The 26,650-nt window shown below is 71.9% G+C and carries 25 protein-coding genes and 2 pseudogenes; 18 read left to right on the top strand and 9 right to left on the bottom strand.

What is annotated here, in order from left to right:
* Window positions 1-9 precede the first annotated feature (9 nt).
* A complete protein-coding gene (locus OHA91_RS36940) occupies window positions 10-1,011 on the top strand; it encodes a cytochrome P450 (protein WP_328740842.1) in 1,002 nt (333 codons plus the stop codon).
* Window positions 1,012-1,017: 6 nt separating this feature from the next.
* Here OHA91_RS36940 and OHA91_RS36935 read toward each other — a convergent pair whose 3' ends face one another.
* Complete coding sequence (locus OHA91_RS36935; RefSeq protein ID WP_031151744.1) at window positions 1,018-1,587, bottom strand: TerD family protein; 570 nt, start codon at window positions 1,585-1,587, stop codon at window positions 1,018-1,020.
* Window positions 1,588-1,807: 220 nt separating this feature from the next.
* Here OHA91_RS36935 and OHA91_RS36930 point away from each other — a divergent pair, with 220 nt between their 5' ends.
* Entirely contained in the window at window positions 1,808-2,212 is a 405-nt protein-coding gene (locus OHA91_RS36930) for a BlaI/MecI/CopY family transcriptional regulator (RefSeq protein WP_031151743.1), read from the top strand.
* 1 nt (window position 2,213) lies between these two features.
* Window positions 2,214-2,355, top strand: a pseudogene (locus OHA91_RS36925) (M56 family peptidase); the annotation flags it as partial.
* Window positions 2,356-2,410: 55 nt separating this feature from the next.
* Here the strand turns inward: OHA91_RS36925 and OHA91_RS36920 are convergent.
* Window positions 2,411-3,055 carry a CatB-related O-acetyltransferase gene (locus OHA91_RS36920; RefSeq protein WP_328740841.1) on the bottom strand — a complete coding sequence of 215 codons (645 nt, stop codon included), beginning with the start codon at window positions 3,053-3,055 and terminating at the stop codon, window positions 2,411-2,413.
* Window positions 3,056-3,400: 345 nt separating this feature from the next.
* On the opposite strand from OHA91_RS36920, the gene OHA91_RS36915 reads away from it, so the two are divergent.
* The 3 genes from OHA91_RS36915 to dhaK all read left to right on the top strand — a co-directional run bounded on the left by OHA91_RS36915 (window position 3,401) and on the right by dhaK (window position 7,043).
* Window positions 3,401-4,732 (top strand): hemolysin family protein, encoded by a 1,332-nt coding sequence (locus tag OHA91_RS36915; protein WP_266504849.1) that lies wholly within the window; start codon window positions 3,401-3,403, stop codon window positions 4,730-4,732.
* Complete coding sequence (locus OHA91_RS36910) at window positions 4,729-5,754, top strand: hemolysin family protein (protein WP_031151740.1); 1,026 nt, start codon at window positions 4,729-4,731, stop codon at window positions 5,752-5,754. The genes OHA91_RS36915 and OHA91_RS36910 overlap by 4 nt, the downstream gene beginning before the upstream one ends.
* Window positions 5,755-6,038: 284 nt before the next feature.
* Window positions 6,039-7,043, top strand: coding sequence for a dihydroxyacetone kinase subunit DhaK (gene dhaK, locus OHA91_RS36905; RefSeq protein ID WP_328740840.1), 1,005 nt, complete (start codon window positions 6,039-6,041; stop codon window positions 7,041-7,043).
* A gap of 6 nt (window positions 7,044-7,049) precedes the next feature.
* On the opposite strand, the gene OHA91_RS36900 is transcribed toward dhaK, so the two are convergent.
* A complete protein-coding gene (locus OHA91_RS36900) occupies window positions 7,050-7,607 on the bottom strand; it encodes a DUF2231 domain-containing protein (RefSeq protein WP_328740839.1) in 558 nt (185 codons plus the stop codon).
* A 217-nt stretch (window positions 7,608-7,824) separates the two neighbouring features.
* Between OHA91_RS36900 and OHA91_RS36895 the strand changes: the two genes are divergently transcribed.
* The 3 genes from OHA91_RS36895 to OHA91_RS36885 all read left to right on the top strand — a co-directional run bounded on the left by OHA91_RS36895 (window position 7,825) and on the right by OHA91_RS36885 (window position 9,801).
* Complete coding sequence (locus OHA91_RS36895) at window positions 7,825-8,532, top strand: scabin-related ADP-ribosyltransferase (protein WP_037632551.1); 708 nt, start codon at window positions 7,825-7,827, stop codon at window positions 8,530-8,532.
* Window positions 8,533-8,733: 201 nt separating this feature from the next.
* Entirely contained in the window at window positions 8,734-9,207 is a 474-nt protein-coding gene (locus OHA91_RS36890) for a hypothetical protein (protein WP_031151736.1), read from the top strand.
* A gap of 87 nt (window positions 9,208-9,294) precedes the next feature.
* Entirely contained in the window at window positions 9,295-9,801 is a 507-nt protein-coding gene (locus OHA91_RS36885; RefSeq protein WP_328740838.1) for a hypothetical protein, read from the top strand.
* Window positions 9,802-9,822: 21 nt separating this feature from the next.
* Here the strand turns inward: OHA91_RS36885 and OHA91_RS36880 are convergent, their stop codons facing one another.
* Window positions 9,823-10,263, bottom strand: coding sequence for a hypothetical protein (locus OHA91_RS36880; RefSeq protein WP_328740837.1), 441 nt, complete (start codon window positions 10,261-10,263; stop codon window positions 9,823-9,825).
* A 275-nt stretch (window positions 10,264-10,538) separates the two neighbouring features.
* Here OHA91_RS36880 and OHA91_RS36875 point away from each other — a divergent pair, with 275 nt between their 5' ends.
* From OHA91_RS36875 to OHA91_RS36865, 3 genes and pseudogenes are all read left to right on the top strand, one after another.
* The gene (locus tag OHA91_RS36875) at window positions 10,539-12,053 is read left to right on the top strand and encodes a hypothetical protein (protein WP_245240127.1); all 1,515 of its coding nucleotides are present in this window, start codon (window positions 10,539-10,541) and stop codon (window positions 12,051-12,053) included.
* A gap of 180 nt (window positions 12,054-12,233) precedes the next feature.
* Window positions 12,234-12,593 (top strand): annotated as a pseudogene (locus OHA91_RS36870) (nuclear transport factor 2 family protein); the annotation flags it as partial.
* Between the two features lie 261 nt (window positions 12,594-12,854).
* A complete protein-coding gene (locus OHA91_RS36865) occupies window positions 12,855-13,418 on the top strand; it encodes a ribosome-inactivating family protein (protein ID WP_031151731.1) in 564 nt (187 codons plus the stop codon).
* Window positions 13,419-13,486: 68 nt separating this feature from the next.
* On the opposite strand, the gene OHA91_RS36860 is transcribed toward OHA91_RS36865, so the two are convergent.
* Genes OHA91_RS36860 through OHA91_RS36850 form a run of 3 tightly spaced genes read right to left on the bottom strand, consistent with a single transcriptional unit; the run spans window position 13,487 to window position 17,126 of the window.
* Window positions 13,487-15,829 (bottom strand): FtsX-like permease family protein, encoded by a 2,343-nt coding sequence (locus OHA91_RS36860; RefSeq protein ID WP_031151730.1) that lies wholly within the window; start codon window positions 15,827-15,829, stop codon window positions 13,487-13,489.
* A 2-nt stretch (window positions 15,830-15,831) separates the two neighbouring features.
* A complete protein-coding gene (locus OHA91_RS36855) occupies window positions 15,832-16,623 on the bottom strand; it encodes an ABC transporter ATP-binding protein (protein WP_266504864.1) in 792 nt (263 codons plus the stop codon).
* Complete coding sequence (locus OHA91_RS36850) at window positions 16,620-17,126, bottom strand: PadR family transcriptional regulator (protein ID WP_031151728.1); 507 nt, start codon at window positions 17,124-17,126, stop codon at window positions 16,620-16,622. The genes OHA91_RS36855 and OHA91_RS36850 overlap by 4 nt, the downstream gene beginning before the upstream one ends.
* 167 nt (window positions 17,127-17,293) lie before the next feature.
* On the opposite strand from OHA91_RS36850, the gene OHA91_RS36845 reads away from it, so the two are divergent.
* From OHA91_RS36845 to OHA91_RS36820, 6 genes are all read left to right on the top strand, one after another.
* The gene (locus tag OHA91_RS36845; protein WP_266504867.1) at window positions 17,294-18,571 is read left to right on the top strand and encodes an ABC transporter substrate-binding protein; all 1,278 of its coding nucleotides are present in this window, start codon (window positions 17,294-17,296) and stop codon (window positions 18,569-18,571) included.
* Window positions 18,572-18,781: 210 nt separating this feature from the next.
* Window positions 18,782-20,485 (top strand): glycoside hydrolase family 13 protein, encoded by a 1,704-nt coding sequence (locus tag OHA91_RS36840; protein ID WP_078959343.1) that lies wholly within the window; start codon window positions 18,782-18,784, stop codon window positions 20,483-20,485.
* A gap of 90 nt (window positions 20,486-20,575) precedes the next feature.
* Complete coding sequence (locus OHA91_RS36835) at window positions 20,576-21,907, top strand: ABC transporter substrate-binding protein (RefSeq protein ID WP_031151725.1); 1,332 nt, start codon at window positions 20,576-20,578, stop codon at window positions 21,905-21,907.
* A 22-nt stretch (window positions 21,908-21,929) separates the two neighbouring features.
* Complete coding sequence (locus OHA91_RS36830; protein ID WP_328741215.1) at window positions 21,930-23,312, top strand: ABC transporter permease; 1,383 nt, start codon at window positions 21,930-21,932, stop codon at window positions 23,310-23,312.
* Window positions 23,309-24,289, top strand: coding sequence for a carbohydrate ABC transporter permease (locus OHA91_RS36825; protein ID WP_078959342.1), 981 nt, complete (start codon window positions 23,309-23,311; stop codon window positions 24,287-24,289). The genes OHA91_RS36830 and OHA91_RS36825 overlap by 4 nt, the downstream gene beginning before the upstream one ends.
* Before the next feature lie 86 nt (window positions 24,290-24,375).
* The gene (locus OHA91_RS36820; RefSeq protein ID WP_158714789.1) at window positions 24,376-24,519 is read left to right on the top strand and encodes a hypothetical protein; all 144 of its coding nucleotides are present in this window, start codon (window positions 24,376-24,378) and stop codon (window positions 24,517-24,519) included.
* Window positions 24,520-24,528: 9 nt separating this feature from the next.
* On the opposite strand, the gene OHA91_RS36815 is transcribed toward OHA91_RS36820, so the two are convergent.
* Both OHA91_RS36815 and OHA91_RS36810 read right to left on the bottom strand, forming a co-directional pair.
* Window positions 24,529-25,944, bottom strand: coding sequence for an amidase (locus OHA91_RS36815; protein WP_031151722.1), 1,416 nt, complete (start codon window positions 25,942-25,944; stop codon window positions 24,529-24,531).
* Between the two features lie 76 nt (window positions 25,945-26,020).
* Entirely contained in the window at window positions 26,021-26,458 is a 438-nt protein-coding gene (locus OHA91_RS36810; RefSeq protein WP_266504882.1) for a DUF4259 domain-containing protein, read from the bottom strand.
* Between the last annotated feature and the right edge of the window lie 192 nt (window positions 26,459-26,650).

Below are 26,650 nucleotides of genomic sequence, written 5' to 3'. Positions count from 1 at the left end.
AGGTTCTGGGTGCCGCTGGAGGACGAGCCACGCTTCCACCACTGGTTCGAGACCGCCCTGAACGCTTGGGAGTACCGTCCCGAGACCGCCTCCGAAGAGTTCCAGAGCCGGCTGGCCACGGGCAATCAGGCCGTGCAGGACTTCGGACGGTTCGCAGCAGAGCTGTACGACAGGTACGCCGAACAGCCAGGACCGGGCATGCTCTGGGCGATGGTGAACGAGGACGGCCCCGAGGGACGGATGTCCAAGGGCCTGCTCACGGGCAATGCCCTGCTGCGGCACCCCGATGCGCTCGAGCAGTTGCGCCGCCGACCGGAGCTGACCGTGCCCGGGGTGGAGGAGTTGCTGCGCTTCGAGTCGTCGGTGCAGTTCTGGCCCACCCGCTCCGCCGCGGAAGGCATCGACATCGCCGGCACCACCGTCCCCAAGGGAGCGCCGATCTTCCTGGCGTACGGCTCGGCGAACCGCGACCCGGAACAGTTCACCGAACCCGACGAGTTGGACCTCGAGCGCCGCGACAACCAGCACCTCGGATTCAGTCAGGGCATCCACTTCTGCTTCGGCGCTCCGCTCGCGCGGCTCGAAGTCCAGAACCCGGTCGGCGAGTTCGTCCGCCGGGTGGAGAACCCCCGGCTCGTCGAGGACCCGCCGCCGTACCGGCGCAACCAGATCTTCCGCGGACCGCGGCACGTCCTGGTCGACATCGACGGCATCCGCAACTGCCCGATTCGTCGGGGGGGTTCCGGCAGGCCGGGATCCGAGCGCGGGGAGACGAGGCGGCCGGACCGTTCAAGCCCGCGCCCGTGCCCGCCCCCACGCCGTGGAGCCCGGCACCGTACGAGCACCCCCGGCCGTCACTGTCGAGCAGCACCACACCGCGGCCTCCCGTGCCGTCGGCCCCCGACCCGGCGGGCCCCTGAGGTCTTCGGGGCCGTGCGCCGCCCCCGGGTACGGCGGCTCGGGCGGGGTGCATACCGGCCCGCCCAGCCGCCCGTCCCCTTACACGCCTGACACGCCTTACACGCCGAAGTCGGCGGTGATGCCGGCCAGGCCGGAGGCGTAACCCTGGCCGACCGCGCGGAACTTCCACTCCGCGCCGTTGCGGTAGAGCTCACCGAAGATCATCGCGGTCTCTGTCGCGGCGTCCTCGGAGAGGTCGTAGCGGGCGAGTTCGGTGCCGCCCGCCTGGTTGACGACGCGGATGAAGGCGTTGCGGACCTGGCCGAAGCTGTGCCCGCGGCTCTCGGCCTCGTGGATGGAGACCGGAAAGACGATCTTCGTGACGTCCGCGGGGACGGCGGCGAGGTCGACCTTGATGACCTCGTCGTCGCCCTCACCCTCGCCCGTGAGGTTGTCACCGGTGTGCTCGACCGACCCGTCGGGGCTCTTGAGGTTGTTGTAGAAGACGAAGTTGCCGCTGGAAGCGACCTTCCCCGACTCCCCCACGAGCAGCGCACTGGCGTCGAGGTCGTAGTCGGTGCCCGTGGTCGTGCGGACGTCCCAGCCCAGGCCGACCAGTACGGCGGTCAGGCCCGGGGCCTCCTTGCTCAGCGATACATTGCCGCCCTTGGAAAGGCTCACACCCATGTCGCATCCCTCTCGTGTCCGGGCGCCGGAACGCGGTGGTTCCGGGCGCCAGTGCCGGAGCCTGAAATCTACATTGGTGTAGAAATATTGTGGGAGACCCACGCTGACGGCCGCGGACGCCGACAGCACACGGACACCGCACGACGGCGAGGGTTACCGATCAGTACGATGAACCGCTCCGCGACGGTCGGCGGAGCCGAGGGGCGGGGAGGGTGAAGGCATGACGGACCGGATCGCAGGCGGCAGCGCCCGGCCTTCCCGCCGCCGCGGCCAGGGTGAGCTGGAGGCGCAGGCATTGGCCGCCCTCCACGCCGCGCCCGGGCCGGCCAACGCGGCCTGGGTGCAGGAGCACCTCGGCGGCGGCCTCGCGTACACGACCGTGATGACCATCCTGACCCGACTGCACGCCAAGGGCGCCGTCGCCCGCCGGCGCACGGGCCGTTCCTTCGAGTGGACACCGGTCGCGGACGAGTCGGGACTGGCCGCGCTGCGGATGCGGAAGGTACTGGACGCCGAGGCGGACCGGGAGGCGGTGCTGGCCAGCTTCATCACCGCACTGCCGCCCGGCGACGAGCGCGTCCTGAGGGACCTGCTGGCCCGGACCCCCGGCGAAGGAGAAGACTGACCGCTTTCACCCGCGCGCCGCCGCCCGGCTCCGGACCTACGTCGCCACCGTACTGGCCAGTATGCAGCACGCCGTGCCTGGCGCTGCTGATGGTGGTCGGTACGGCCCAGTCGCCCGGGAACCCGCTGCCGGACGGCTGCTCTTGCAGGCGCCGACCGGGCCGCCCGCCGCACCGGATCGTGGACGCGACGGGAATGCTCAGCCTCGGGGGGCGACCTCTTCGAGGTCTGCGATCGTGCCGGACATGAGGGTCCGGACGTGTTCCGTGAGGTGCTCCGCGGGCCAGTCCCACCACGCCAGCGAAAGCAGGCGGGCGATGTCGTCCTCGCTGTAGCGGGTGCGGATGAGCCTGGCCGGGTTCCCGCCCACGATGCCGTAGTCGGGGACGTCGTCCACGACGACGGCACCGGAGGCGACGATCGCGCCGTGCCCGATGCGCACTCCGGGCATGACCATGGCGTGGTGGCCGAACCAGACGTCGTTGCCGACCACCGTGTCTCCCCTGACCGGCAGGCCGGTGAGCAGGTCGAAGTGCTCCGCCCAGGAGCCGCCCATGACGGGGAAGGGAAAGGTGGAGGGGCCGTCCATACGGTGGTTGGCGCCGTTCATGATGAACCTCGCCCCGGTACCCAGCGCGCAGTACTTCCCGATGACCAGCCTCTCCGGCCCGTAGTGGTAGAGCACGTTCCGGGTCTCGAACGCAGTCGGGTCGTCGGGATCGTCGTAGTAGGAGTACTCCCCGACATCGATCAGATCGGACGTCACCAGCGGCTTCAGCAAGACCACACGCGGCTGGTCCGGGAAGGGGTGGAGCACCGTCGGGTCCGGGGGGAGTCGGTTCACGGCAGTCGCTTTCGGTTCGACGATGACAGCGGCGCCCTCGGCGTCTCGGTTCCGCCGACGACTCCGGCCGCCGGGCCGGCCGCACCGGCGGCGCTCGGGCACTATCCACCCACATGTAGAAGCACAGGAGCGGCGGGGAGGGGCTCGGCCACCCGGACCAGCCAGGAGTTTTGCCCGCCCTTTACCATGGTCGGGCGGATACTGTCCCGCCGCGCGCAGCAGACCGGACCCGGCTGGGTCCGCCGATGGAAGAAGGAGCAGCAGACCCGCAATGGGTGAACCTCCCAGTACGAGCCGTGCCACGCCCTGCCCGCAGATTCCGAGCCGGGAAGCAGGGGTGGCACGGTGACCGAAGTCCTCCTGCTGCTTCTCGCGCTGGGCCTGACGCTGGCGTGCGCGGTGTTCGTCGCCGCCGAGTTCTCTCTCACCACGGTCGAGCGCAGCGAGCTCGAACGAGCCGCCGCGGCCGGCGAGCGGGGCGCCGAGGGCGCGCTGAAGGCCGCCAAGCGCCTCACGTTCCAGTTGTCCGGTGCCCAGCTGGGCATCACGCTGACCTCGCTGGTGATCGGCATGCTGTCCGAGCCGTCCGTCTCCGCCCTCCTACGAGGCCCGCTGGAGGCCGCCGGACTGCCCGCCGGGGCCGTCTCCGCCACCGCGACCCTGCTGGGCGTGGCCCTGTCCACGGTCGTCCTGATGGTGGTCGGCGAGCTGGTGCCGAAGAACTGGGCCATCTCGCACCCGCTGGCCGTGGCGAAGGTCGTCGCGGGCCCGCAGCGCGGCTTCACCGCCGCTTTCGCGCCGCTGATCCGGCACCTGAACAACACCGCGAACCGGCTGGTGCGCCGTTTCGGGCTGGAGCCCGCCGAGGAGCTGGCCTCCGCCCGTACGCCGGCGGAGCTGGTCGCGCTCGTCCAGCACTCCGCCCGCCAGGGTGCGATCGAGGCGGACTCGGCCGAGCTGTTCGTCAGGACCGTTCACCTGGCGGAGCTGACGGCGGAGAACGTGATGACCCCGCGGGTGGACGTACAGGCCCTGGAGGCCCGCGCCACCGCGGCCGACGCCGCGAAACTGACGCTGGCCACCGGCATCTCGCGCTTCCCGGTCTACCGCGACGCCCTGGACAACGTGATCGGCACCCTCCACATCCGCGACGTGCTCGCCCTGGAAGAGGAGAAGCGCGACGGCACCCCCGTCACGGACCTGATCACCGAGCCCCTGCTCGTGCCGCACTCCCTGACCGTGGACCGCCTGCTCGGACGGCTGCGCAGGGCCCGCACCATGGCCGTGGTCATCGACGAGTACGGCGGCACCGCGGGAGTCGCCACCGTCGAGGACATCATCGAAGAGGTCGTCGGTGAGGTCCGCGACGAACACGACCCGATGGAGGTCCCCGACCTCATCGAGGGCCCTGAGCAGGACGGCCGGAAGGTGTGGGAGGCGGAGGGGAGTGTCCGCCTCGACGAGCTGGCGGAGATCGGCCTGGCTGCGCCCGAGGGCCCGTACGAGACACTGGCCGGCCTGATCGCCACCCGCCTGGAGCGCATCCCCGTCGAGGGCGACACCGTGAGCGTCCACGGCTGGGAGCTGTCCGTACTGGACATAGAGCACCACCGCGCAGACCGGGTGTCGATCACCGCCCCCGCCGGTTCCCCCATCACCGAGGAGCAGGGCCGATGACCGCGATCCAGTTGCTGATCGGCGCCTTCACCCTGATCACCAATGCCTTCTTCGTCGGTGCCGAGTTCGCCCTGATCTCCGTACGGCGCAGCCAGATCGAACCGGCGGCGCTGAAGGGCGACCGGCGGGCGAAGACCACGCTGTGGGGGCTTGAGCACCTCTCCGCGATGATGGCGACCGCCCAGCTCGGTATCACCGTGTCCTCCCTCGTCCTCGGCGCGGTCGCCGAACCGGCCATCGCGCATCTGCTGGAGCCCCCGTTCCAGGCCATCGGCGTCCCCGAGTCGCTGATCCACCCGATCGCGTTCGTCATAGCGCTCACCCTGGCGACGTACCTGCACATGCTGGTCGGCGAGATGGTGCCGAAGAACATCGCGCTCGCCGCCCCGGCGCCGACCGCACTGCTCCTCGGCCCGCCCCTCGTGGCCCTCACCCGCACGCTGCGCCCGTTCGTCTTCGGCATCAACGCCTTCGCCAACGCCATGCTGCGCCTGTTGAAGGTCGACCCGAAGGACGAAGTCGGATCCGTGTTCACGGACGACGAACTCGCCCGCCTGATCAAGGACTCCAGCGCCGCCGGCCTCCTCGCTCCCGAGGACGGCGAACGCCTTCAGGACGCCCTGGAGCTCGGCACCCGGCCCGTCGGCGACATCATGACCCCCCTCGACCGGGTCGTCACCGTCGCCCACGACATCACCCCCCAGGGCCTGGAACGGGCGGCCGCCGCCCACGGCTTCTCCCGCCTGCCGGTCACCGGACCCGGCGACGAGATCCTGGGCTACCTCCACATCAAGGACGCCCTCGGCGCCGCCGACCGCACCGCTCCGTTCCCGCGCGGCGCCCTGCACACCGTCACCGAGGTCGCCCTCGACACCCCGCTCGACGACACCATGACCGCCATGCGCGCGGCCGGGACCCACCTCGCCGCCGTCACCGGCGCCCAGGGCACCGTCCTCGGCTTCGTCACCATGGAAGACCTGCTCGAAGAACTCGTCGGCGCCGCCCACGACGCCGACGCCTGACCCCGACCCGAGCAGCACGATGGCCGGCACCCCCACGGGGCGCCGGCCATCGGCCTGTCCCGCCTGCGACCGGGGCAAGTGGTGCCGCGTCAGGCGTGTGCCACGCCCGGATACTCGTCTGCCTGCATCTGCGGGGCGGACTCCCCTACCGTCGGAGTGCGCGGCACGCGGTCGGCGCGCCGGACGAAAGAGCGGAGGACCGCCCGGGTCAATATCGATCGTCGTTCATTCCGACCTGCAAAAACGCTGCTCAGAGAGTCACCTGTCACCCCCGGGAGATACACGTGAGAATGCTGATCAACAATCCCCAGACCGTGGTCGCCGACGCCCTGCGCGGGCTGGCCGCCGCCCACCCGGAGCTGGACGTGGATCCGGAGGCCCGGGTCGTCGTGCGCAAGGGCGCGCGCGAGGGCGGGCGGGTCGGCCTGGTGTCCGGCGGCGGCTCCGGTCACGAGCCCCTGCACGCCGGCTTCGTCGGCCCCGGCATGCTGTCCGCCGCCTGTCCGGGCGAGGTGTTCACCTCCCCCGTGCCCGACCAGGTCCTGCGGGCGGCCAAGGCCGTGGACTCCGGCCAGGGGGTGCTGTTCATCGTCAAGAACTACACCGGGGACGTTCTGAACTTCGACATGGCCGCCGAACTCGCCGAGGAGGACGGCATCCGGGTCGAGCGCGTGCTCGTCGACGACGACGTGGCCGTCACCGACAGCCTCTACACCGCCGGCCGGCGCGGCACCGGAGCCACCCTCTTCGTCGAGAAGATCGCCGGGGCCGCCGCCGAGGAGGGCGCTCCGCTGGAGCAGGTCGCGACGGTGGCCAAGCGGGTCAACGAGGCCTCCCGCAGCTTCGGCGTGGCCCTGAGCGCCTGCACCACGCCCGCCAAGGGCAGCCCCACCTTCGACCTGCCGGACGGCGAGCTCGAACTCGGCATCGGCATCCACGGCGAGCCCGGCCGTGAGCGCCGCCCGATGATGTCGGCCCGCGAGATCGCGGATTTCGCGGTGGGCGCCGTACTGGACGACCTGGCGAACGTGGCCCCGGCCGACGGACCGGTCCTGGCCCTGGTGAACGGGATGGGCGCGACGCCGCTGTTGGAGCTGTACGGGTTCCACGCGGAGGTGGCGCGGGTGCTCGCGGACCGCGGCGTACCGGTGGCGCGGACCCTCGTCGGGAACTACGTCACGTCGCTGGACATGGCGGGGTGCTCGGTGACCCTGTGCCGGGCCGACGAGGAATTCCTGCGGCTGTGGGACGCGCCGGTGCAGACGCCGGCCCTGCGCTGGGGCCGCTGACCGCCTCTAGGGAGTGTCCTGCCGGAAGGCGATGTGGCCGCCCAGAGCCCCGGTGACGGCCACCGCCGCCAGCCCGGCCCATCCCCACATCCTGCCCTTCATCGGGCGTCCGCCCAGGCGCGCCGCGAGGGAGACCGCGTAGCAGCTGACGGCGACCGCGTTGGAGGCCGCGTGGGCCAGGCCGACCCGGGCCTGCTCGGGCGGCTGGTCGGCCCAGTCCGCCCAGCCGGCGATCGCGGCGGGGGCCACACCCGCCAGGCCGACGGCCGTCAGGGTCGTGGCCCCGCGGCGCTCGCCGGGTACGACGTCCAGTACCGCGGCGGAGAGCCAGCATCCGATGGGCACCTGGACGAGGACGGGATGGAGGGGATGGCCCAGCGGCCTTCCCTTCAGCAGGTCCCTCACCTCGCCCAACGGGAGCGAGCGGATCCCCCGCTGGAGGACGCGGATCGCCGGGTCGGCCACTGTGGTCCGTTCGATGCGGCCCAGGGTCGTCAGCCACCGCCCGGAAGCGGCGTTCAGGGCGGGGGCGGCCTTCGCGGGGTCGAGCGTTTTCGTGTTCATGGATGGCGCCTACCCGGCTTCGGGCCTCCGCCCCACGTCGGTGTCGGCCGAGAGAGTGGACCGGGCCCTCGAACGTCACGCCCAGCCTGCTCGCAGCGTTGCCGGAACTCCCGATATGACTGATCCACCCATGCGAGTGGATCATCCGCCCGACCATGCCCGGCGGCCCGCGGCCCCTCTATATACAGGGGATGTCGCTCACCCCACCATTTGACTGATGGGTCGTCATGCCATGCTGAAGGTCGCTCTCCGAGTCCTCGCCGCCACGTTCCTGCTCTCCGCCGCCATCACACCGTCCGCCGCAGCGGCACCCGCCGCAGAGGACGAGACCACCGCCCCCTGTGGACCGGTCGTCGAATACCGCGCCATCGACTGGTGGCGCACCACCACCATTCCGCAGATCGCCCGCTCGGTCGCGGCCAAGGCCTCCAGCGAGCGCTGGCAGTGGCGCAACGACGTCAACACCCTGTGGCGCGGTGACACCCGGGAAACGGTCGAGGAGATCTTCCGGACGGGCTTCACCCCCCGCGGGGACCAGCTCACCCCGTTGGCGGAGTACATCGTCAAGGGCGGGGGCCAGCTCAGTGCCCACCTCAGCACCAGCTGCGACGTTTCGGTGGCGAAGAGGTTCGCCACGTACGGTGCGGAGCAGACCGGCTGGGTGTACGAGATCTACGCGCCCGGCGGCATCGACGTGAACGCGACGGCGCGGGTGAACAACTACCAGTCGCCGTACCTGTGGAACAAGGAGATCGACTTCCCCGGCGGCGTCGACGGCAACTTCATCAAGGGGGCGTGCAAGTACCGGCTGACCGGCACCGACCCGGTCACCAACGAGAAGACCTGGGAACAGCTCGGCTGCAAGGAGAACTCCGGCTTCGCTCCCTACAAGTCCGAGCCTGCCGGCTACACCTTGGCGCGCTGAACCCAGCAGCAACCCGTTGTGCCGCAAAGGCGCCACGGGAACACAGAAGGCCCCGCGACGCGGGGCCTTCTGCCGTGAACGCGAGGCTGCTGCCCGGGGCGGCAGGTGGCGGCGGGCCCGCTCCTGCTCACGTGTGCCGGGCGGCTGCTCGGGGCAAGTGATCATGGAGTGTGCTCCCTGCCCGAGAGGACCCAACACCCCATGTCCATATGGCCTTCGATCGTCGCCGTGCTCGGTACCCTCGCCGGCGCCCTGACCGCCGGACTTCTCCAGCACCGCTCGGCGCGCAGCGCACGCGCCGAGGAGCGCGCCGCCAGCCACCGTCAGGACCAGCTCGGCGCCGTCACCGAGTTCGCGGCCGCCTTGGACGCGCACCGATCGGCGATGTTCCACCGGGAGCGCCTGACCCTGACCGGGACCACCGGCACCGAGCACGAGCTGGAAGCCCAGACGAGGTCCCACGACACCCGGGCGGCAGTCACCGCGCCCCACATCCGCCTTCAGGTCCTGGTCCCCGAACTGGCAGTCGCCGCCCAGCAGGCCGCAGACGCCACGTACGCGCTGCGCAAGGCGGCAGACCGCACCGAGCTGGACGCACGGCGGCATGCTGCCAAGGAAGCGTCCGTCGCCTTCATCGCCGCAGCCGCCTCTCTGCTGAGCCCGGCCGACCGCTGACGTACCCCGTCCGTCACGTCCCCGGCAGCCCGAGCCCGCCCCGAACGGTTGGACAGTCCGTCCCGGCAGATGACAGGCTCGCGCACCATGGAGCCACTCGACGTCCTGACAGAACTCGCACGATCGGGACGGCTGGGCCCCGTCGCGAACGGCGCAGCCTGGGACACGGTCACCGCGATGCTCGGCGAGCCCTGGGAAGTGACCATCGGCAACCGTCGGTCGTGGCCGCGTCTGTTCGCCTACGGGGACCTCGAGCTCAGTGTCTGCCGCTGCCGGAGGATCGTTCTGATCTGCCTCCAGACCTGGCGCGATGTCATCGAACTCCCTGCCGGCCTGGCCGGCGGGGACACCGCCCCGGGCAAGCCCACGTACGCCGACGTGATCGACGCTCTTGACCGCGCACCCTGCGCCTGGGAGCCCTACGAACCGCTGACCTTCAGCGACCAGTGTTCGATCCTGGCGACGTCCTCCGGTGTCGTTTTCGTCTTCGAGATCCCGGACGGGGAGGAGCCCGTCCTCAACGTCGTGGGTCCTCCGCCGCACCGCCACGACTGCCCCGCGACAGCCGCAACGCCCGCGACACCGGGCGCCTGAAGCCACAGCGTGTGCGCCCTGCTATGCGGGGTGAAGTACGCACGTGATCCCGGCCAGGCTTGTGCGCAGTTCGCGAGCCCCCGAGGCGACCCGCTCGTCAGGTTCCCCCGCCAATTCCTCGCAGATCCGCATCGCGTCGTCACGTTCGTCGGCGTAGACGGCGAAAGCATCAAGAACCGCGGTGCGGATCCAATCGCCATGGTTCGGATCCGCGATCGCCAGGGCGGACGCGACCACTCTCAACCCGGACCTGTCCTGGCGTCGAAGCAAGGCTTCTGCGGTCGCTCGTGTGACGAAGGTGTTCTCGCGATCGAGCACCAGCGCCAGCAGCGGACCGACGGCCTCGTCCATCTCGGCGAACCCCGCCAGACCACGACCGGCGTCCGCCCGGTCCCCGGCTTCGCCTCTTCGACCGAGCTCGCCGAGCGCCAGGACGGCAGCACGCCGCAGGGTACTGTCCACCTGCTCACCAGACCCTTCAGCGGATTTCGGCCAAGGTAGCACCGACGTCACCACACCACGGACGATCGGGGTCTTCCCAGCGGCTGCAACCTCGTCAACTTCTTCATGCGGGTCAGGCCGACCGGGGTGGAGCCGGTCGATCGCGCCTGCGCCCTGGCCGGTGACACGGCCCGCCCGTGGGTGCAGAATCGAGCCTGCGACACCGGGCGGGGGCCCGGTCCGGGGGCGGGGGTACACCGATGGGGCGGGCATGGCGTTGGGGAATGAGCCTGCTGGTGGCAGGATTCGTGCTGTGGTACGCCTCCTACTACACGACGGTCGTGGTCTGGGAGCTGCGTAAGCTCCTCGCGTGGTTCGCCCTGCCCCTGCTGGCCGTGGCGTGCTGCGTCGCGACCGGGCTGGTGCTGCGGCAGATCCGACGGCGCACGGGGCGTTCGGTCGGCGGGGCGAACACGACCGCCGTCCTGGCGTGGCTCGGCGGTGTCTTCGGACTGGTGCTCGCCGTCGGCTGGCTGGTGTACGGGGCCTACCTCCAGGACCGCGCGTACATGGCCACCGCGCAGATCGTGACCGATCCGGTCCCCACGCTCTCCGCCCGCTCCCCGTACCTGGTCGGCAAGGCACAGGCCGCCCCGCACCTCGGCGATGTCACCGGCGAGATCGCCGACATCACCTACCTGCCCGACTCCGACCGCTTCGGCACTCTCGTCGAGCGGCGCGGCTGGCTCGCCGGGTACGAGGTGGGTCTCGTGCAGGAGGTTCCGCTGGGCGGCAGCGGTCGGAGCCAGGAGCGCTGTCCGTTCGACGTGGAGAAGGCCGACGCCCGCATCAGCGGCTGGTTCGGCCACAACCTCGGCCGGAAGATCTCTGCCGAGAAGCGGTGGGTCCGCTTCGAGGCCGACGACGCCTACGTGACCTGCTCGAACGGCACACCGGTCGTGGTGGTCCCCCTCAAGCGCCAGACCGGCCTCCTCGTCGTGACCGAACGCCCCGCCGGCGTGGCCCTCTACGACGGCAGGACCGGGAAGCTGACGGTCACCACCGACACGTCCGCGGTCCCCGGCCCCTCCTACCCGTTGAGTCTTGCCGCCCGCCAGCGGGAAGGCACGGCGGCGGTGGGCAGCTTCAGCGATTGGTGGTTCGAGCGCAGCGGCTGGGACGCGTCCGAGGACGGCGCCAACGAGGGCAACGAGGCCGAGTTCACCCTGCGCTACGGCGGCGCTGACGCGGGCGCCGCGGGCAGTGCCTACGTCACCCCCCTCACTCCCCAGGGCGAGGCCAGCTCGGTGGTGGCCGTCTCCAGGGTGCCCACCCGTCACCGGGGCGGCGCTCTCGCGCCGATGACCGTCCACCGCCTCGATCCGGCCTGGTCGTCTCCGAAGGCGCTGGTGGCGCTCATCAAGGCCGAGTACCGGGACGTCTGCTGCTACAACGACGACCAGGTGTTCGAGGTCGTCCCCACCGGGGGCAGCACGTGGACGGCCACCATCGGCAGCGAGCAGAACATCCGCTACCGCGTGGAGGGCAGGGGGCCGGTCGAAGGGCGCGAAGCCACCTGCCTCAAGGCCGCCGACGGCGCCCTCATCCGGTGCGCGTACGCGGCGCCCGGCTCTCCCGAAGATCAGGAGCTCAAACGCAGGGAGCAGCAGAAGCAGCAGGACGAGGCCGCGAAAGGCTCGGGAAGCGGCGGAGGAGCCCCGGGCGACCTCAAGGGCCTGACGGACGATCAACTGGCCGACCTTCAGCGCAGCTTGGGTGACGAGTTCCTCCGTCGCCTGAAGAGCGGCTGAGCCGACCGTCCGGAACGGGACGTGCGCAGCGACCAGCCGGTATGCGCATCACGCAGAGCCGGCCTGCGACATCTGCGCTTGTCGCAGCCCTCGCCGTGCACCAACGTGGCGGGCATGACCTCACCTCACACTCACGACACGGACCGAACTCACGTGCGTGGCGCAGCCGGTCCGGTCGGCAGCCCCGCCGTGCCCGACGCCGCGCTCGAACCGCTGCGCGCCTACGTCCGCGGACACGCCACCGGCGACCCCGCTCATTTCCGGGACGCATTCCTGCCCACCGCCCACATCGAAGGAATCCGGGACGGCGCATTCGTCTCGTGGCCCCTGGACGAGTACTGCGGCCTCTTCCCGGGCCGGCCGGCTCCCGACGAGCCGACCCGGTCCCGCCGGATCGACGCCGTCGATGTCCACGGCACCGTCGCGACCGCGACCATGACGCTTTCGCACGGCGCGGACACCTTCACCGACGTCTTCCTGCTGGTCCTCGTCGACGACGGCTGGCGCATCGCCAACAAGGCATATCACCGGCATTCGTGAGAGGTCCGCGACCGATCCGGCTCGCGAGTTCCCCGCGCTGATTTCTTAGCACGGGAAGCCAACAATTCTCCTGGCCCATTACTGGACGACTACAAAGGATCGCATCGGACCGAACCCGACCCCCGATGAGGGTAAGGAACCCGTCGGTGGTCGGAATGATGGCGAAGGTGGTGAGCGTATGCGTGAGTCCAGCCCAAGCGATTGCGGTCGGACCACTTACGACAAGTCCGGGTCCTGGATCTCTCCCCTGGCAGGCCGGCCATGCTGATGCCCATCCCGTTCTCGCCGGCGCAGGCTTCGGCCCACGAGTATCGATCCCTGACGTCAACCATCCGCGCGAAGGCGGAAGATGCGCAGGGTTTCTTCGGCGGAGCCGGGCGCAAGGAGGGCGAGATGCCGCACCTCCCCCTCCACATCAAACTCCGGGGTCTGTTCATCGAGCTCTTCATCGAGCTCCGCCCCCGCAACACGAGCCTGCGCATCGCCGGGTTCCGGAACCTCGTCGACAACGGCCAGGCCCCGCCGGAAGCGTCCGTGCACCGCGTGCGGGACGCGGTCGCGCCGCAGGGCATCGACCGGACGGAAACCCTGCCGTTCGGCGGAGACCGCGCCGACCTCGAAACGGCCGCCGCCGTCCGGCGCGCCGGGATCATGCTGGGGCGCAGTCACTTGAGCCTCGCCGTCATCCGGCTGCACCGGAACAACGATCCGCGGAGCACCGCTTACGGAATGCTCGTGCTATCGGAAATGCTCTGCGAGGCCGCACGGTACCCCGCCCTGGCCGATGCGATGTCACGCCTCTGGACGACCGGAGGACGGTTGTAGTCCCCAGGGTCCCGGTCCGGCCGGTGTGGCTGCCGCCGCGCCGGCCGGGCGGTATTCGCCCGAGCACTTCAGAGCGTTTCGCTGAGCGAGTCCGCGAGGCGGCGGCGGGCCGCCCGGGTCGCCGGCAGTGCCGCTGCCGCCACCGCACCCAGCACCGCCCCGGCGGTCACCGTCAACAGCACGGGCAATGGCGGGAGTTGGGCGATGCCCGCGCCGATGCCGCTCGACGCGCCCTGGGTGTCCACCAGCCAGGTGCCGGACAGGAGGCCCACCCCCGTGCCCACCAGTGCGGCTGCGAGCGCGGTCAGGCCGGCGGCCGTCACGATCATCGCGCCGATCTGCCGGGGCGTGAGCCCGATCGCCTTCAGGGCGAGCAGGTCGCGGCCCCGGTCGCGTACGCCGGTGCCGATCAGGGTCAGCAGTTCGATCAGCCCGATGAGGGCCAGTACGGCGATCAGGGCGCCGATCACCCCGCGTGCCGGTTCCAGCCGGTCGGCCGGGTTGGGTGTCTCGCGGATCTCCAGGGTTGCGCCGGCGGCCGTGGCGAGGGCGCCGCTCACGGCCCGGGGGTCCGCCCCCTCGCGCAGCACCAGGGCGTGGTAGGCGGGCCGCAGCTGCGGGTCGCGCTCGCGCAGTGCGTCGAGGGTCGTGGTGATCACCCGGCCGCCGGATTCGGGCTCGATGGTGCGGCCGACGAGGTGCAGGATCTGCGGCCGTCCGCCGACCGTCATCCGTACCCAGTCGCCGACCCGCACGCCGAGGAGGTCCAGCAGTCCCTGGCCGGCCACCGCCTCGTCGGGTCCGGCGACCGCCCGCCCCTCCACCACCGCGGAGGGGTAGGGCCGGCGGGCCGTACCCAGTCCGCGCAGCGTGATGGTGCCGGTCTGTCCGGGGACGAGCGCGGCCATCTCCGCGCCCGGATGGACGGCCTCGATGTCCGGGACCGTCGCGAGGGTCTCCTCCAGCTCCGCGTCCGACGGTCCGGCGGGCTGCTCGGCCCGTACGGTCAGTGCCGCGGCCAGCCCCATCTGCGCGGGGCGGCTGCGGAACTGGTCCAGGGTCGACCAGGCGACGAGGGCGACCGTGATGAGTACCAGGGGCAGCGCGAGCCGGGCCACCGGCACCAGCGTCCGGCCGCGTCGGGGGAACGCCGCGCGCCACCCCAGGACGAGGGCGGGCGGCACCCGTACGCCGAGCGCCCGCTTCCCGAGTGCGGTCATCGGCGCGGCCGACGGCAGCGCGGCCCGGGCCACCGGCACCGGGGGCACCCGCCCGGCCCGCCAGGCCGAGAGTCCGGTGGAGGCCGCGATCAGCAGCACCGCGCCGACGGGGATGCCGATCATCAGGGCGGTGTGGCCGGGCAGGTCATGCCACACGGCGGCGGCCTCCCCGATCCGCCCGGGTATCCGGGCGCCGAGCAGGGCGATCGCCGTGGTGCCGAGGGCCACGCCGAGGAGCGCGAAGGCCAGGTGCTGGACGAGGAAGCCGCGGGCCACCTGACCGGGCGTGAAGCCGATCGCCTTGAGGACGGCGATGTCCCGCAGCTGGCCCCGGACACGGGCGCCGATCGCTCCGGACGCGGCCAGGGCGGCCGCGAGCAGGGCGCCGAGGCCGAAGACGGCGAACATCGCGCCCAGGAGCCGGTCGTCGCCGCCCGCGTCGGCGCGTGCCTGCTGCCACTTGGTGACCTCGGCCACCCGGTCGGCGCCGAGTACGGTGACCGCGCGCTGGACGATGAAGTCCGTGTCGCCCGGATCCTCCAGACGCAGCCCCACGCTCTGTCCGGTGTCGCCCCGGGCGATCTCCTCAAGGGTGGCGGGGAGCACCCAGCCGATACCCGCCGCGCCGCCCGGCTGGTAGCGGGGCTCGGCGGCGTCGGCCGTCCCGCTCACCCGCAGCAGGTGCGGGGCGCCGTCGGGCCCGGTGACGCGTACGGTGTCGCCGGGCTCCGCCCAGAGGGCCCGCGCGACCGAGGTCTCCAGCACGACGGAGCCGACGCCCGAGCCCGAGCCCGACCCGGGGCCCTCGTCCGGCGCGGTGAGCCAGCTGCCCGTGCCGACGAGCGGCCGTCCGGTCTGCGGGGGCTCCACCGGGGCCGCGCGGAGCATGACCCCGGCGCGGGCGCCGCGGGACTCGACCGTGGTCGCCGTCGTGCGGTAGGGCCCCGACAGCGCCGCGACCCCGTCCACGCCGGACAGGGCGTCCGTGTCCGCACCGGCGCGGGTGTGCAGCCAGATGTGGGCGCCGTGGGACTGGTTGAAGACCCGCTGCCAGGGGTTCGCGGCGTAGCCGAACAGCGCGCCGGCCAGCAGGAGCGAGGCGATGACCCCGGCGCTGGCCAGGACGACGAAGAGGGCTTCGCCGCGGTGTGCGCGGAAGTCGGCCTGCGCCCAGCGCAGGGTGGCCCGCACGGTCACTCCTTCAGTTCGAGCACGCCGGAGACGCCGCCGGCCGGCCCGGGACGTCCGCCGCCGAGCTGTGCGTCGTCGGCTATTCGGCCGTCGAAGAAGCTGATGACGCGGTCGGCGGCGCTGGCCATCCGGGCGTCGTGGGTGACCATCATGATCGTCTGGCCGCGCTGGTGGAACCGCGTGAGCAGCCGCAGCACCTCTCGGGTGCCCTTGCTGTCGAGGCTGCCGGCCGGTTCGTCGGCGAGCAGCAGTCGGGGGTGGTTGACCAGGGCGCGGGCGAGCGCGACGCGCTGCTGTTCGCCGCCGGACAGCTCGCCGGGCATGGACCGCTCGCGGCCTTCGAGGCCGAGTTCGGCGAGGAGTTCGGCGCGGGAGTCGCGGGCGGCCTTCGGGGAGACGCCGGCGAGCAGGGCGGGCAGCTCGACGTTGTCGGCGACGGTGAGGTTGGAGACGAGGTTGAAGAACTGGAAGACGACGCCGATGCTGCGGCGCCGCAGCATCGCCCAGCGGGCCTCGCGGTATTCGTCGACCCGCTCCCCGTCGAGCCACAGCTTGCCGCCGTCGGGCCGCTGGAGGCCGCCGATCAGGTGCAGCAGTGTGGACTTTCCGGCTCCGGACGGCCCGGTGACCGCGACGAACTCGCCGGGCCGGACGGACAGGTCCACGCCGCGGACGGCGGGCACCGGTGCGCCCTCGCCGTGGTGCGTCTTGGTCAGGCCCTCGGCGCGGACGATCGGCACGGCGGGGCGGACGGTGGGCGGCACGGCTGGAGCGGCGGTGGCGTCGTCGCTCATTCCAGCTCCTCCTGACAGCGTTCCAGCCAGTCGAGGTCGGCCTGCAGGTGCAGCATGGCGCCCTCGATCAGCAGTTGGGAGATCTTGTTGTCGCGGTCCTCGGCGGCGGCCAGCTTCGACAGGTCCCGCATGGTGTTGAGGTACTGGCGCCGCTGCTTGTTGATCAGGGCGATCGGATCGGCCAGACCCGACTGCGGTGCGAGCGCCAGCTTCATGAAGAACTCGTCCCGTACCCGGGGTTCCTCTGCCGTTTCCTCGAACCACGCCAGTACGGCTTCGCGCCCGGCGTCCGTCAGCTTGTACGTGCGTTTGTTGGGGCGGCCCGACTGTTCGACGTCCTCGCCCTCGATCAGGCCGCTCTTCTCCAGCCGGCCGAGGGTGACGTAGATCTGGCCGACGTTCGGCTGAGGGTACGCGGCGCCCAGGAGCTTCTCAAGGTCCTGCTTGAGCTCGTAACCGTGCGCAGGGCTACGGGTGAGGAGCGCAAGGAGCGCCAGCCGCACTCGCTCCCCCTCCTTCCCGCTCCGTAGTCAACCGTTCACTGGCGCCCGGCCGTATGTCGGTGACGTCCGTCCTGTCTGCCTGGACGTCTAGTATCGCCCATGCCTAACGGGTATATATAGGCCACGATGGTCGGCAGTGCGGCCGGATCGTGTTCTGGGAGGAATCTATGCGGTGGATGCGTGCCGCGGGTAGAGCTCTCCTGGTCGTGGCGGTCGTACTGGCGGGGTACTCCGGTCTCGGCGTGCGCCCCGACGCGGGCGCCGCCGCCTCCGACGCCCGCGGCCCCCTGACGCTCGTGACGGCGGGCGACCTGACCGACTACCTCGGCCCGCTCCTCGACGACTGGAACGAGAGCCGTCCCGACGAGCGCGTGACTCTCGTCGAGCTGCCCGACTCGGCAGACGAGACCCGGGCCCAGATGATCAGCGAACTGCGATCGGGCCGCGACCGGTTCGACGTGCTGAACATCGACGTGGCCTGGACCTCCGAGTTCGCGGCGGCCGGATGGATCTCCCCGCTCGAACGGGACCGGTTCCCGCTGGACGCGTTCCTGCGGCCGGTCGTGGACACCGCGACCTTCGACGGACGGCTGTACGCGGTCCCGTACGTCACGAACGCGGGCCTGCTCTACTACCGCAAGGACATCCTGGACCTGGCGGGCGAGCAGCCGCCGCGGACCTGGTCCGAACTGGCCCGTCAGGCGCGCACGATCGCCCCGCAGCACGGGCTGGACGGCTACGCCGGCCAGTTCCTCCCGTACGAGGGGCTCACCGTCAACGCCACCGAGGCCGTGCATTCGGCGGGCGGTTCGATCCTGCGCGACGACGGCGCCCGCGTCACCGTGGACTCCGACGGGGCGCGGGCCGGGCTGCGGTTCCTCGCGGACGGGGTGCGGGAGGGCTGGATCTCCCGCGAGGCGCTCGGCTACAAGGAGGAGGAGTCCCGCAAGGCGTTCCAGGACGGCCGGCTGCTCTTCCTGCGGAACTGGCCCTACGTGTACGCGGATGCGAGCGCGGCGGGGTCGAAGGTCGCGGGCAGGTTCGGCGCCGTGCCGCTGCCGGGCGCCGACGGGCCCGGCACCAGCGTGCTGGGCGGCTCCAACCTCGCCGTCAGCAGCCACGCGCGCCATCCTGCGTCGGCGGCCGACCTGATCTCCTACCTCACCAGTGAACGGGTGCAGCGACGGGTCCTCACCGAGGGCTCGCTGCCACCGGTGCGCGCCGCGCTGTACGAGGATCCCGAGCTGGTACGCGCGTATCCGTACCTGCCGACGCTGCGCGAGAGCGTGCTGTCGGCGGTGCCGCGTCCCAAGAGCCCGCGCTACGACCAGGTGAGCCTGGCCGTGCAGGCGGTGGGGCAGGACGTGATGGCGTTGCGCCAGACGCCCGACGAGGCGGTGGCGCGGCTGGCGCGCGAGCTCGGGGCCATTTCCCGCACAGACTGATCGCACTTCTGCACCTTCCTGAGGGCTCCTACTTACATGTTAAGTAGGAGCCCTCTCTCATGCACGCGGTCATTCAGGGACAAACCATCCCAGCTTTCGCCTGTTTCTGGACACATCGTTGACACCTTCCAGTCTCCGCTACTTAACATGCATGCATAACAGCGCACCTGATCCAGGGCGCTCTCGCATTCAGAGACAGGTCGACGCGAGATGCTCAGCACCCTTCCGGCCGGTACCGGTCACCCCTCCCGCAGCGCCGCCCCTTCCGCCCCCTGGTGGCGCGACGCGGTGATCTACCAGGTCTACGTCCGCAGCTTCCTCGACAGCACCGGGGACGGCGTCGGCGACCTCGCCGGCGTGCGCGCCGGGCTTCCCTACCTCAGGAAGCTCGGTGTCGACGGCATCTGGCTCAGCCCCTTCTACCCGTCGCCGCAGCACGACCACGGCTACGACGTCGCCGACTACTGCGGCGTCGACCCGGTCTACGGCGACCTCGCCGAGTTCGACCGGTTGGTGTCCGACGCCCACCGGCTCGGCCTCAGGCTGCTGCTCGACATCGTCCCCAACCACTGCTCCAGCGAGCACCCGTGGTTCCGCGAAGCGCTCGCCGCGGCGCCCGGCGGCGCGGCCCGCTCCCGCTTCCACTTCGCTCCGGGCCGCGGCCCGCAGGGCGAGGAGCCGCCGAACAACTGGCGCGCCATGTTCGGCGGCCCGGCCTGGAGCCGCACCACCGCGGCGGACGGCACGCCCGGGGAGTGGTACCTCCACCTCTTCACGCCCGAGCAGCCGGACCTGAACTGGCGCGACCCCGTCGTGGGCGACGATTTCGAGCGCGTGCTCCGCTTCTGGCTGGACCGGGGCGTCGACGGTTTCCGCATCGACGTCGCCGCCGGGCTGTTCAAGCACCCCGAGCTGCCCGACTCGGACGACCCCGCAGCGGACGAGCGGGCCCGCGACGCCGTCAACCAGCTGGCCTGGAACCAGCCCGAGGTGCACGGCGTGTGGCGCCGCTGGCGTTCGGTCTGCGAGGAGTACACCGCCCGGGACGGTCACGAGCGGCTGCTGGTCGGCGAGGTGTCCGTGCCCACCGCACGCGAGCACGCCGACTACGTCCGCCCGGACGAACTGCACCAGGCGTTCTTCTTCGACCTGCTCAGCGCGCCCTGGGACGCCGACGCCTTCCGTACGACGATCACCGAGGCGATACGCGACATCGCGGGGACCGGCTCCACCGTGACCTGGGTCCTCAACAACCACGACCAGGTCCGCACGGTCACCCGCTACGCGGGCGAGCCCGGGGTCGAGGGCAGCGGACTGGGAGCCGCCCGCGCCCGCGCCGCGGCCCTCCTGATGCTCGCCCTGCCCGGTGCCGCCTACGTGTACCAGGGCGAGGAGCTCGGCCTCCCCGAGGTCCTCGACCTGCCCGACGAGGTCCTCACCGACCCGATCTTCCGCCGTACGGGCAGCCGCAAGCACGTACGGGACGGCTGCCGGGTGCCCCTGCCCTGGTCCGGGCACGCCTCTCCCTTCGGCTTCAGCCAGGAGACGGCCGGCGTCAAGCCGTGGCTGCCGCAGCCCGAGTGGTTCGCCGAGCACTCCACCGACCGCGCCCTGGCCGACACCCGTTCCTTCTGGCACCTCTACCGCGACGGCCTCCACCTGCGGCGCACCCTGCCTCAACTCGGCGACGGCACCCTGCGCTGGCTGGACGCGCCCGCGCAGGTACTGGCCATCGCCCGCGGCGAGGGCCTGATCTGCGCGGTCAACTTCGGAACGGAGCCGGTACCCGCGCCGGTCCCCGGTACGCCGCTGCTCGCCAGCGGTCCCTGTCCCGACGGGGTGCTGCCCGCGGCGACCGCGGCCTGGTGGGCGGGCGACCACCCGGCTCCCGGCCCGGCGGCCGCGCAGCCGTAACCCCGTAGCCCCGTAGCCCCGTAGCCCCTGTCACCCCGCAGTCCCCCAGCAGCCCCTCCCCAGTCCCGGACTTCCCCGAAAGGACTTCTCATGCGACGACCCGGCAAGACGACCCGCCGCAGTGCCGCCACCGCCACCGCGGCCCTCGCCCTCGCCCTCGGCACCACCGCCTGCGGCGGCGCCACCGGACCCGCGAGCGGCGGCGAGCTCAGCGGCCAGACCGTCACCGTGGCGGGTGTGTGGACCGGCGCCGAGCAGGAGAGCTTCAAGAAGGTCCTCGACGCCTTCACCCAGAAGACCGGCGCCAAGACGGTCTTCGTGCCCTCCGGCGACAACGTCTCCACCTTCGTCGGCAGCAAGATCGAAGGGGGCGCCGCGCCCGACGTGGTCATGGTTCCCCAGGTGGGCGTGCTCCAGCAGTTCGCGAAGAAGGGCTGGCTCCAGCCGCTGTCCGACCAGACCTCCCGGACGGCCGGGTCCACCCTCGCGCCGGTGTGGAAGAACTACGGCACCGTCGACGGCACGTACTACGGCCTCTACTTCAAGGCCGCCCACAAGTCGACCGTCTGGTACTCGCCCGAGGCCTTCGCCCAGGCCGGCGTGGGCGAGCCCAAGAGCTACAGCGACATGCTGAAGACCGGCCGCACCCTCGCGGACTCCGGCCGCCCGGCCTTCGCCATAGCCGGCGAGGACGGCTGGACCCTCACCGACTGGTTCGAGAACATCTACCTCTCCCAGGCCGGACCGGAGAAGTACGACCAGCTCGCCCAGCACCAGCTGAAGTGGACCGACGAGAGCGTCGTGCGGGCCCTGACCACCCTCGGGGAGCTGTTCAAGGACAAGCAGCTCGTCGCCGGCGGCGCCCAGGCGGCGCTGGGCACCGACTTCCCCTCCTCGGTCGCGCAGGTCTTCGGCCCGGAGCCCAAGGCGGGCATGGTCTACGAGGGCGACTTCGTCGGCGGCATCGCCAAGGGGCAGTTCGGCAAGAAGCTCGGGCAGGACGCCAAGTTCTTCCCCTTCCCCTCGGTCGACGGCGGCCGGGCGCCGGTGGTCAGCGGCGGTGACGCGGCGGTCGTCCTCAAGGACGGCAAGAACGGCAAGGCCGGCATGCAGCTGGTCGAGTTCCTGGCGGGCTCCGAGGCCGCCGAGGTCTGGGCCGGCGCGGGCGGCTTCCTGTCCCCGAACAACGAGGTCGACTTCGCCTCGTACGGCGACGACACCACGCGCAGCACCGCAAACTCGCTCATCGCGGCGGGCAATTCGATCCGCTTCGACATGTCGGACCAGGCCCCGGCCGCGTTCGGCGGCACCAAGGGCGCGGGAGAGTGGAAGCTCCTCCAGGACTTCCTGCGCGACCCCTCCGACCCGCAGGGCACCGCCGCCAAGCTCGAGGCCGAGGCCGCCAAGGCCTACGGGAACTGAGGCGACCCCCATGGCTGACACCATGACCGACCGCCCCGCGCCCGGCGGCCCCGCGCCCGGCCGCCCTGCGACCGGCGGCCCCGCGGCCGACGGGCGGCGCCTGGCCCGGCGCAGGAAGCGCCGCCTCGCGGTCGTCTTCGTCCTGCCGGCCCTGCTGCTGCTCGGCGCGCTGGTCGTCTACCCCGTCCTCTTCTCCTTCGGCCGCAGCCTCTTCGACGCCGACGGCGACCGGTTCGTCGGAGCCGCCAACTATGCGGCGATCGTGCAGGACCCGGCCACCCTCAAGGCCATCCGCAACAGCGCGGTCTGGGTCGTCGTCGCCCCCACCCTGCTCACCGGACTCGGGCTGATGCTCGCGGTCCTCACCGAGAAGGTGCGCTGGGCGACCGCGTTCAAGCTGGTGCTCTTCCTGCCGATGGCCGTGTCGTTCCTCGCGGCGGGCATCATCTTCCGGCTCGCCTACGAACAGGACCCGGACCGCGGTGTCCTCAACGCCGCCGCCGTCGCCGTCCACGACGGCTTCGACGACGCCGCCGCGTATCCGACGGCCCGGGCCCGGGAGGGCCACGGCCTGACGGGCGGGGCGGGCGGCCCGTACAGCACCGCGGCGACCGTACGGCCCGGGGGCTCGATCGGCCTCGGGTTCATCGGGGTCGCACCCGACGCGATGCCGGCCGGCGCGAAGGCCGCGTCCGATCCGGCCGGCCCGGCGGGCGCCGCGCCCGCCGCCGACGCGATCGGGGGCGTCGTCTACCTCGACTTCGCCCCCGGCGGGGCGGGCACGCCGGGCCGGGTCGACCCGGGCGAGAAGGGCCTGCCCGGCATGAAGGTCGAGGCCGTACGGGACGGCCGGGTGGCCGCCACCGCCACCACGGCCGAGGACGGCTCCTTCCGGTTCGCCGGGCTGGCCGACGGCGACTACACCGTCCGGCTGCCCGCGGCCAACTTCGAAGCCCCGTACCAGGGCGTGCACTGGCTCGGCCCGGCGCTGGTGACGCCCGCCATCATCGGCGCCTACCTGTGGGTCTGGACCGGCTTCTCGATGGTCCTGATCGGCGCCGGCCTCGCCGCCATCCCGCGCGACGCGCTGGAGGCCGCGCGCATGGACGGGGCCACCGAGGGCCAGATCTTCCGCAAGATCACCGTGCCGCTGCTCGCGCCGGTGCTCACCGTGGTCTTCGTGACCCTCGTGATCAACGTGATGAAGGTCTTCGACCTGGTGTGGATCATCGCGCCCGGACCGGTCCAGGAAGAGGCGAACGTGCTGGCCACCCGCATGTGGATGGTCTCCTTCGGCGGCGGCGACGACCAGGGCCTCGGCAGTGCGCTCAGCATGGTGCTCCTGCTGCTCGTCGTCCCGGCGATGATCTTCAACGTCCGGCGTTTCCGAAGGAGTGGAGCATGAGCGGCCACAGCACCGTCGAGCGGAACGGCCCGTCCCGGAGGGCGGCGACGGTCGGGGCCGCCGCCCCGTCCTCTCCCCCGCCCTCGTCCTCCACCCCGTCCCCTGCGTCCCGCGCGTCCGTGCCCGGCCGGCGTCGCGGAGGCCGAATATCGCGCCTCCTGGGCAGCTCCGCCGTCCAGGGCGTCCTGATCCTGGTCGCCCTCGTATGGATCACACCGCTGGCGGGCCTGCTCCTGTCCTCGATGCGCTCCGAACAGGACAATGCCACCGACGGCTGGTGGACGGCCCTCGCCGATCCCTCCCAGCTGTCCCTGGACAACTACACTGCCCTGCTGAAGGATTCCGGCATCGGGGCGGCCTTCTGGAACACCGTCCTGATCTCCGTGCCGACCACAGTCCTGGTCGTCGCCATCGCGGCACTGGCCGGATACGCCTTCGCGTGGCTGGAATTCCCCGGCCGGGACGGCGTCTTCCTCGTGGTCGTCGGGCTCCTCGTGGTACCGGTGCAGATCGGGCTGCTGCCCGTGGCGAAACTCTTCGGCGCAGTGGGGCTGTTCGGGACGATCGCGGGCGTCGTCCTCTTCCACGTCGCCTACGGACTGCCGTTCGCGATCTTCCTCCTGCGCAACTACTTCGCCGAGATCCCGCGCGAGATGCTGGAGGCCGCCCGGATGGACGGCGGCAGCGAGTGGCGGATCTTCTCCCGGCTCGTGCTGCCGCTCGGCCGTCCGGCCATCGCGAGCCTGGCCATCTTCCAGTTCCTCTGGGTCTGGAACGACATGCTCGTGGCGCTGCTCTTCGCGGACACCGCGTCGCAGCCGCTCACGGTCGCGCTGCAGTCCCAGATGCGGCAGTTCGGCAGCAACATCGGCGTCCTCGCGCCGGGGGCCTTCCTGTCGCTGGTGGTCCCCCTGGTCGTCTTCTTCGCCTTCCAACGGCACTTCGTCCAGGGCGTGATGGCCGGATCGGTGAAATAGCACCGGTCGGCCCGGGCTCCGCACACCGCCTCCGCATGGGTACTCGTACTCATGCGGAGGCGCCCGCGTGCCCGCAGGCTGGATCCATGAACCAGCCCGAATGGAAGCCCGCCGGTCACCGGCGCGGCGTGGAACGTGCCGGCACCGTCATCGTGGCCGTGGCCGCTGCCCTGGCGGCAGTCGTGGCCATCGGCCTCGCCTGCCTACTGGCGGTCTACGGCCTCGCCTGAGCCCGCCCGTCAGGAGTCGGTCAGCGGCGGGCGGCGGGCGGCCCACGGCCGGGCCTCCTCCAGCTGCGCCGCCACCCGCAGCACGGACACCTCGTCGTCGCGGCGGCCGACCAACTGCACGGCGAGCGGCAGCCCGTCCGTGCCCAGGCCCGCCGGTACGGAGGCCGCCGGGTGTCCGGTGACGTTCCACAGCGCGGTGTAGGCGACCATCGGGCGTGAACGCGCCAGCGCGGTCAGCAGCCCGGCACCGTCCAGCGCGCCCACCGGGCGCGGCCGGGCGGCGACGACCGGCGTCAGCAGCAGGTCCATGGAGGTGAACATCCGGTCGGCGCGCCCCGCCAGCCGCTCCCCCGCCCGGATCCCGCGTTCCACGGCGGATTCGGGGACCAGGCGGGCGAGCGCCAGGGTGCTGCGGGTGCGCGGCTCCAGCAGGTCGGGGCGTTCGACGGCGGCGGCCTCCGCGCGCACCCCGCCGCAGAACTGCGCCGCGAAGGGGGCCGTCGCGTCCGGGTAGCGGGGGTTGACCTCCCGTACGTCGTGGCCCAGTTCGCGCAGCGCCCGTACGGTCTCCCGCAGGGCTCCGACGTGCTCGGGGTGCGGGCGCACCCCGGGTACGGCGGGCTTGGCGGAGTAGCCGATGCGCAGTCGGCCGGGCGGGGTCTCCAGGGCCCGCAGCCAGCCGGTGGTGACGGGGCGGGCGCTCCAGCGGTCTGTGGCGGTGGTGCCGGCGAGGACGTCGTAGAGGAGGGCGGCGTCCCGGACGCTGCGGGTCAGCGGTCCGACGGTGCCGAGGGCGTACCAGAGGTGGGCGTTCGGGGCGGTGGAGACCCGGCCGCGCTGCGGTTTGAGGCCGAACAGCCCGCAGCAGGCGGCCGGGATGCGGATGGATCCGCCGCCGTCGCCGCCGAGCGCCGCCCCGACCAGTCCGGCCGCGACGGCCGCGGCGCTGCCGCCGCTGGAGCCGCCGGGGGTGCGGGTGGTGTCCCAGGGGTTGTGGGCGGTGCCGTGGGCGTCGGATTCGGTGAAGGGCCACTGGCCGAATTCGGGCATCGTCGTCTTGCCGATGACGACGGCTCCGGCGGCGCGCAGGCGGCGTACGGCCTCCGAATCGGCGGCGACGGGGGTGTGGTTGGCGACGCCGCCGAAGGTGGTGACCTGCCCGGCGACGTCGAGCTCGTCCTTGACGGCGATGGGCACGCCGTGCAGCGGGCCCCGCCCCTGCTCCGCCTCCGCGTCCCGGGCGTCGGCCTCGGCGCGGGCCTGCTCGGCGAGGACGACGCGGAAGGCTCCGAGGGCGGGGTCGAACCGGTCGATGCGGCGCAGCGCGGCCTCGACGAGGGCCCGGGAGGTGACCTTGCCGGTGCGCACCAGCTCGGCCTGCCGCTCGACTCCCTGGAACATCAGCTCCGCGTCGTCCCTGTCCATGCCCGCCCCTTCGCCCCTACCTACCGGTAACTCCGGGCAAGGCTGTCGCCCCACCGCCCCCACGTCAAGCACGGTTTCAGACGGCGAACAGGACTTCCTCCTGTGGCGGCACCGGTGGGTCGAGAGCATCACGGAGGCGGGCGACGCCCCGACGCCATCGTGGTCCGCTCGGTGCATCGCCCCACAGCTCGGCCAGCTCGGAGGCGGGGGCGACGACCCGGTCGAGCGCCTCGACGGCGAGCAGCCGGAGCTCTCCCGGCAGCCTGGGTACCGCTTCCGAAGGGCCGTACACCGAACACGCCGGCGGACCCTCCGGATGCTGTGCGACGACCAGGGCCGCCGCTGCCACGGCGCGCTCGGCATCCGGCGCGTCCAGATACTCGCCCGAGTCGGCGCACCGCAGGAGGGCGCCGCGGATCATCGGCAGGCGCTCTGCGGGAGCCGCGTCGTCGAGGTCTCCGGCGAAATCGGCGGCGGTGTCGTTGTCGAAGGGCCCGACGTCCCAGGTGCCCATGGTGTTCTCCTTCCGGGTGCCGACGTACGGATCCTCTCTGCACCCACTGACAGCGGCTCCGGGCAAGGCGGCATCTGCCCTACGCGTAGGCTGACTTGGAGGGACGCGCAGGGGGTGGTGCGGGTGGCGCATCGGGGTGAATCCGGGCTGCCGGGGGCGGGGCGCGGGAATGCTCCGGCCGCGCCGGGGCCC

Origin of the sequence: Streptomyces erythrochromogenes (genome assembly GCF_036170895.1) — a bacterium.
GTDB lineage: Bacteria > Actinomycetota > Actinomycetes > Streptomycetales > Streptomycetaceae > Streptomyces > Streptomyces erythrochromogenes.
The sequence above is the reverse complement of the archived record's forward strand: the minus strand, read 5'-3'. Positions and strand labels throughout refer to the sequence as shown.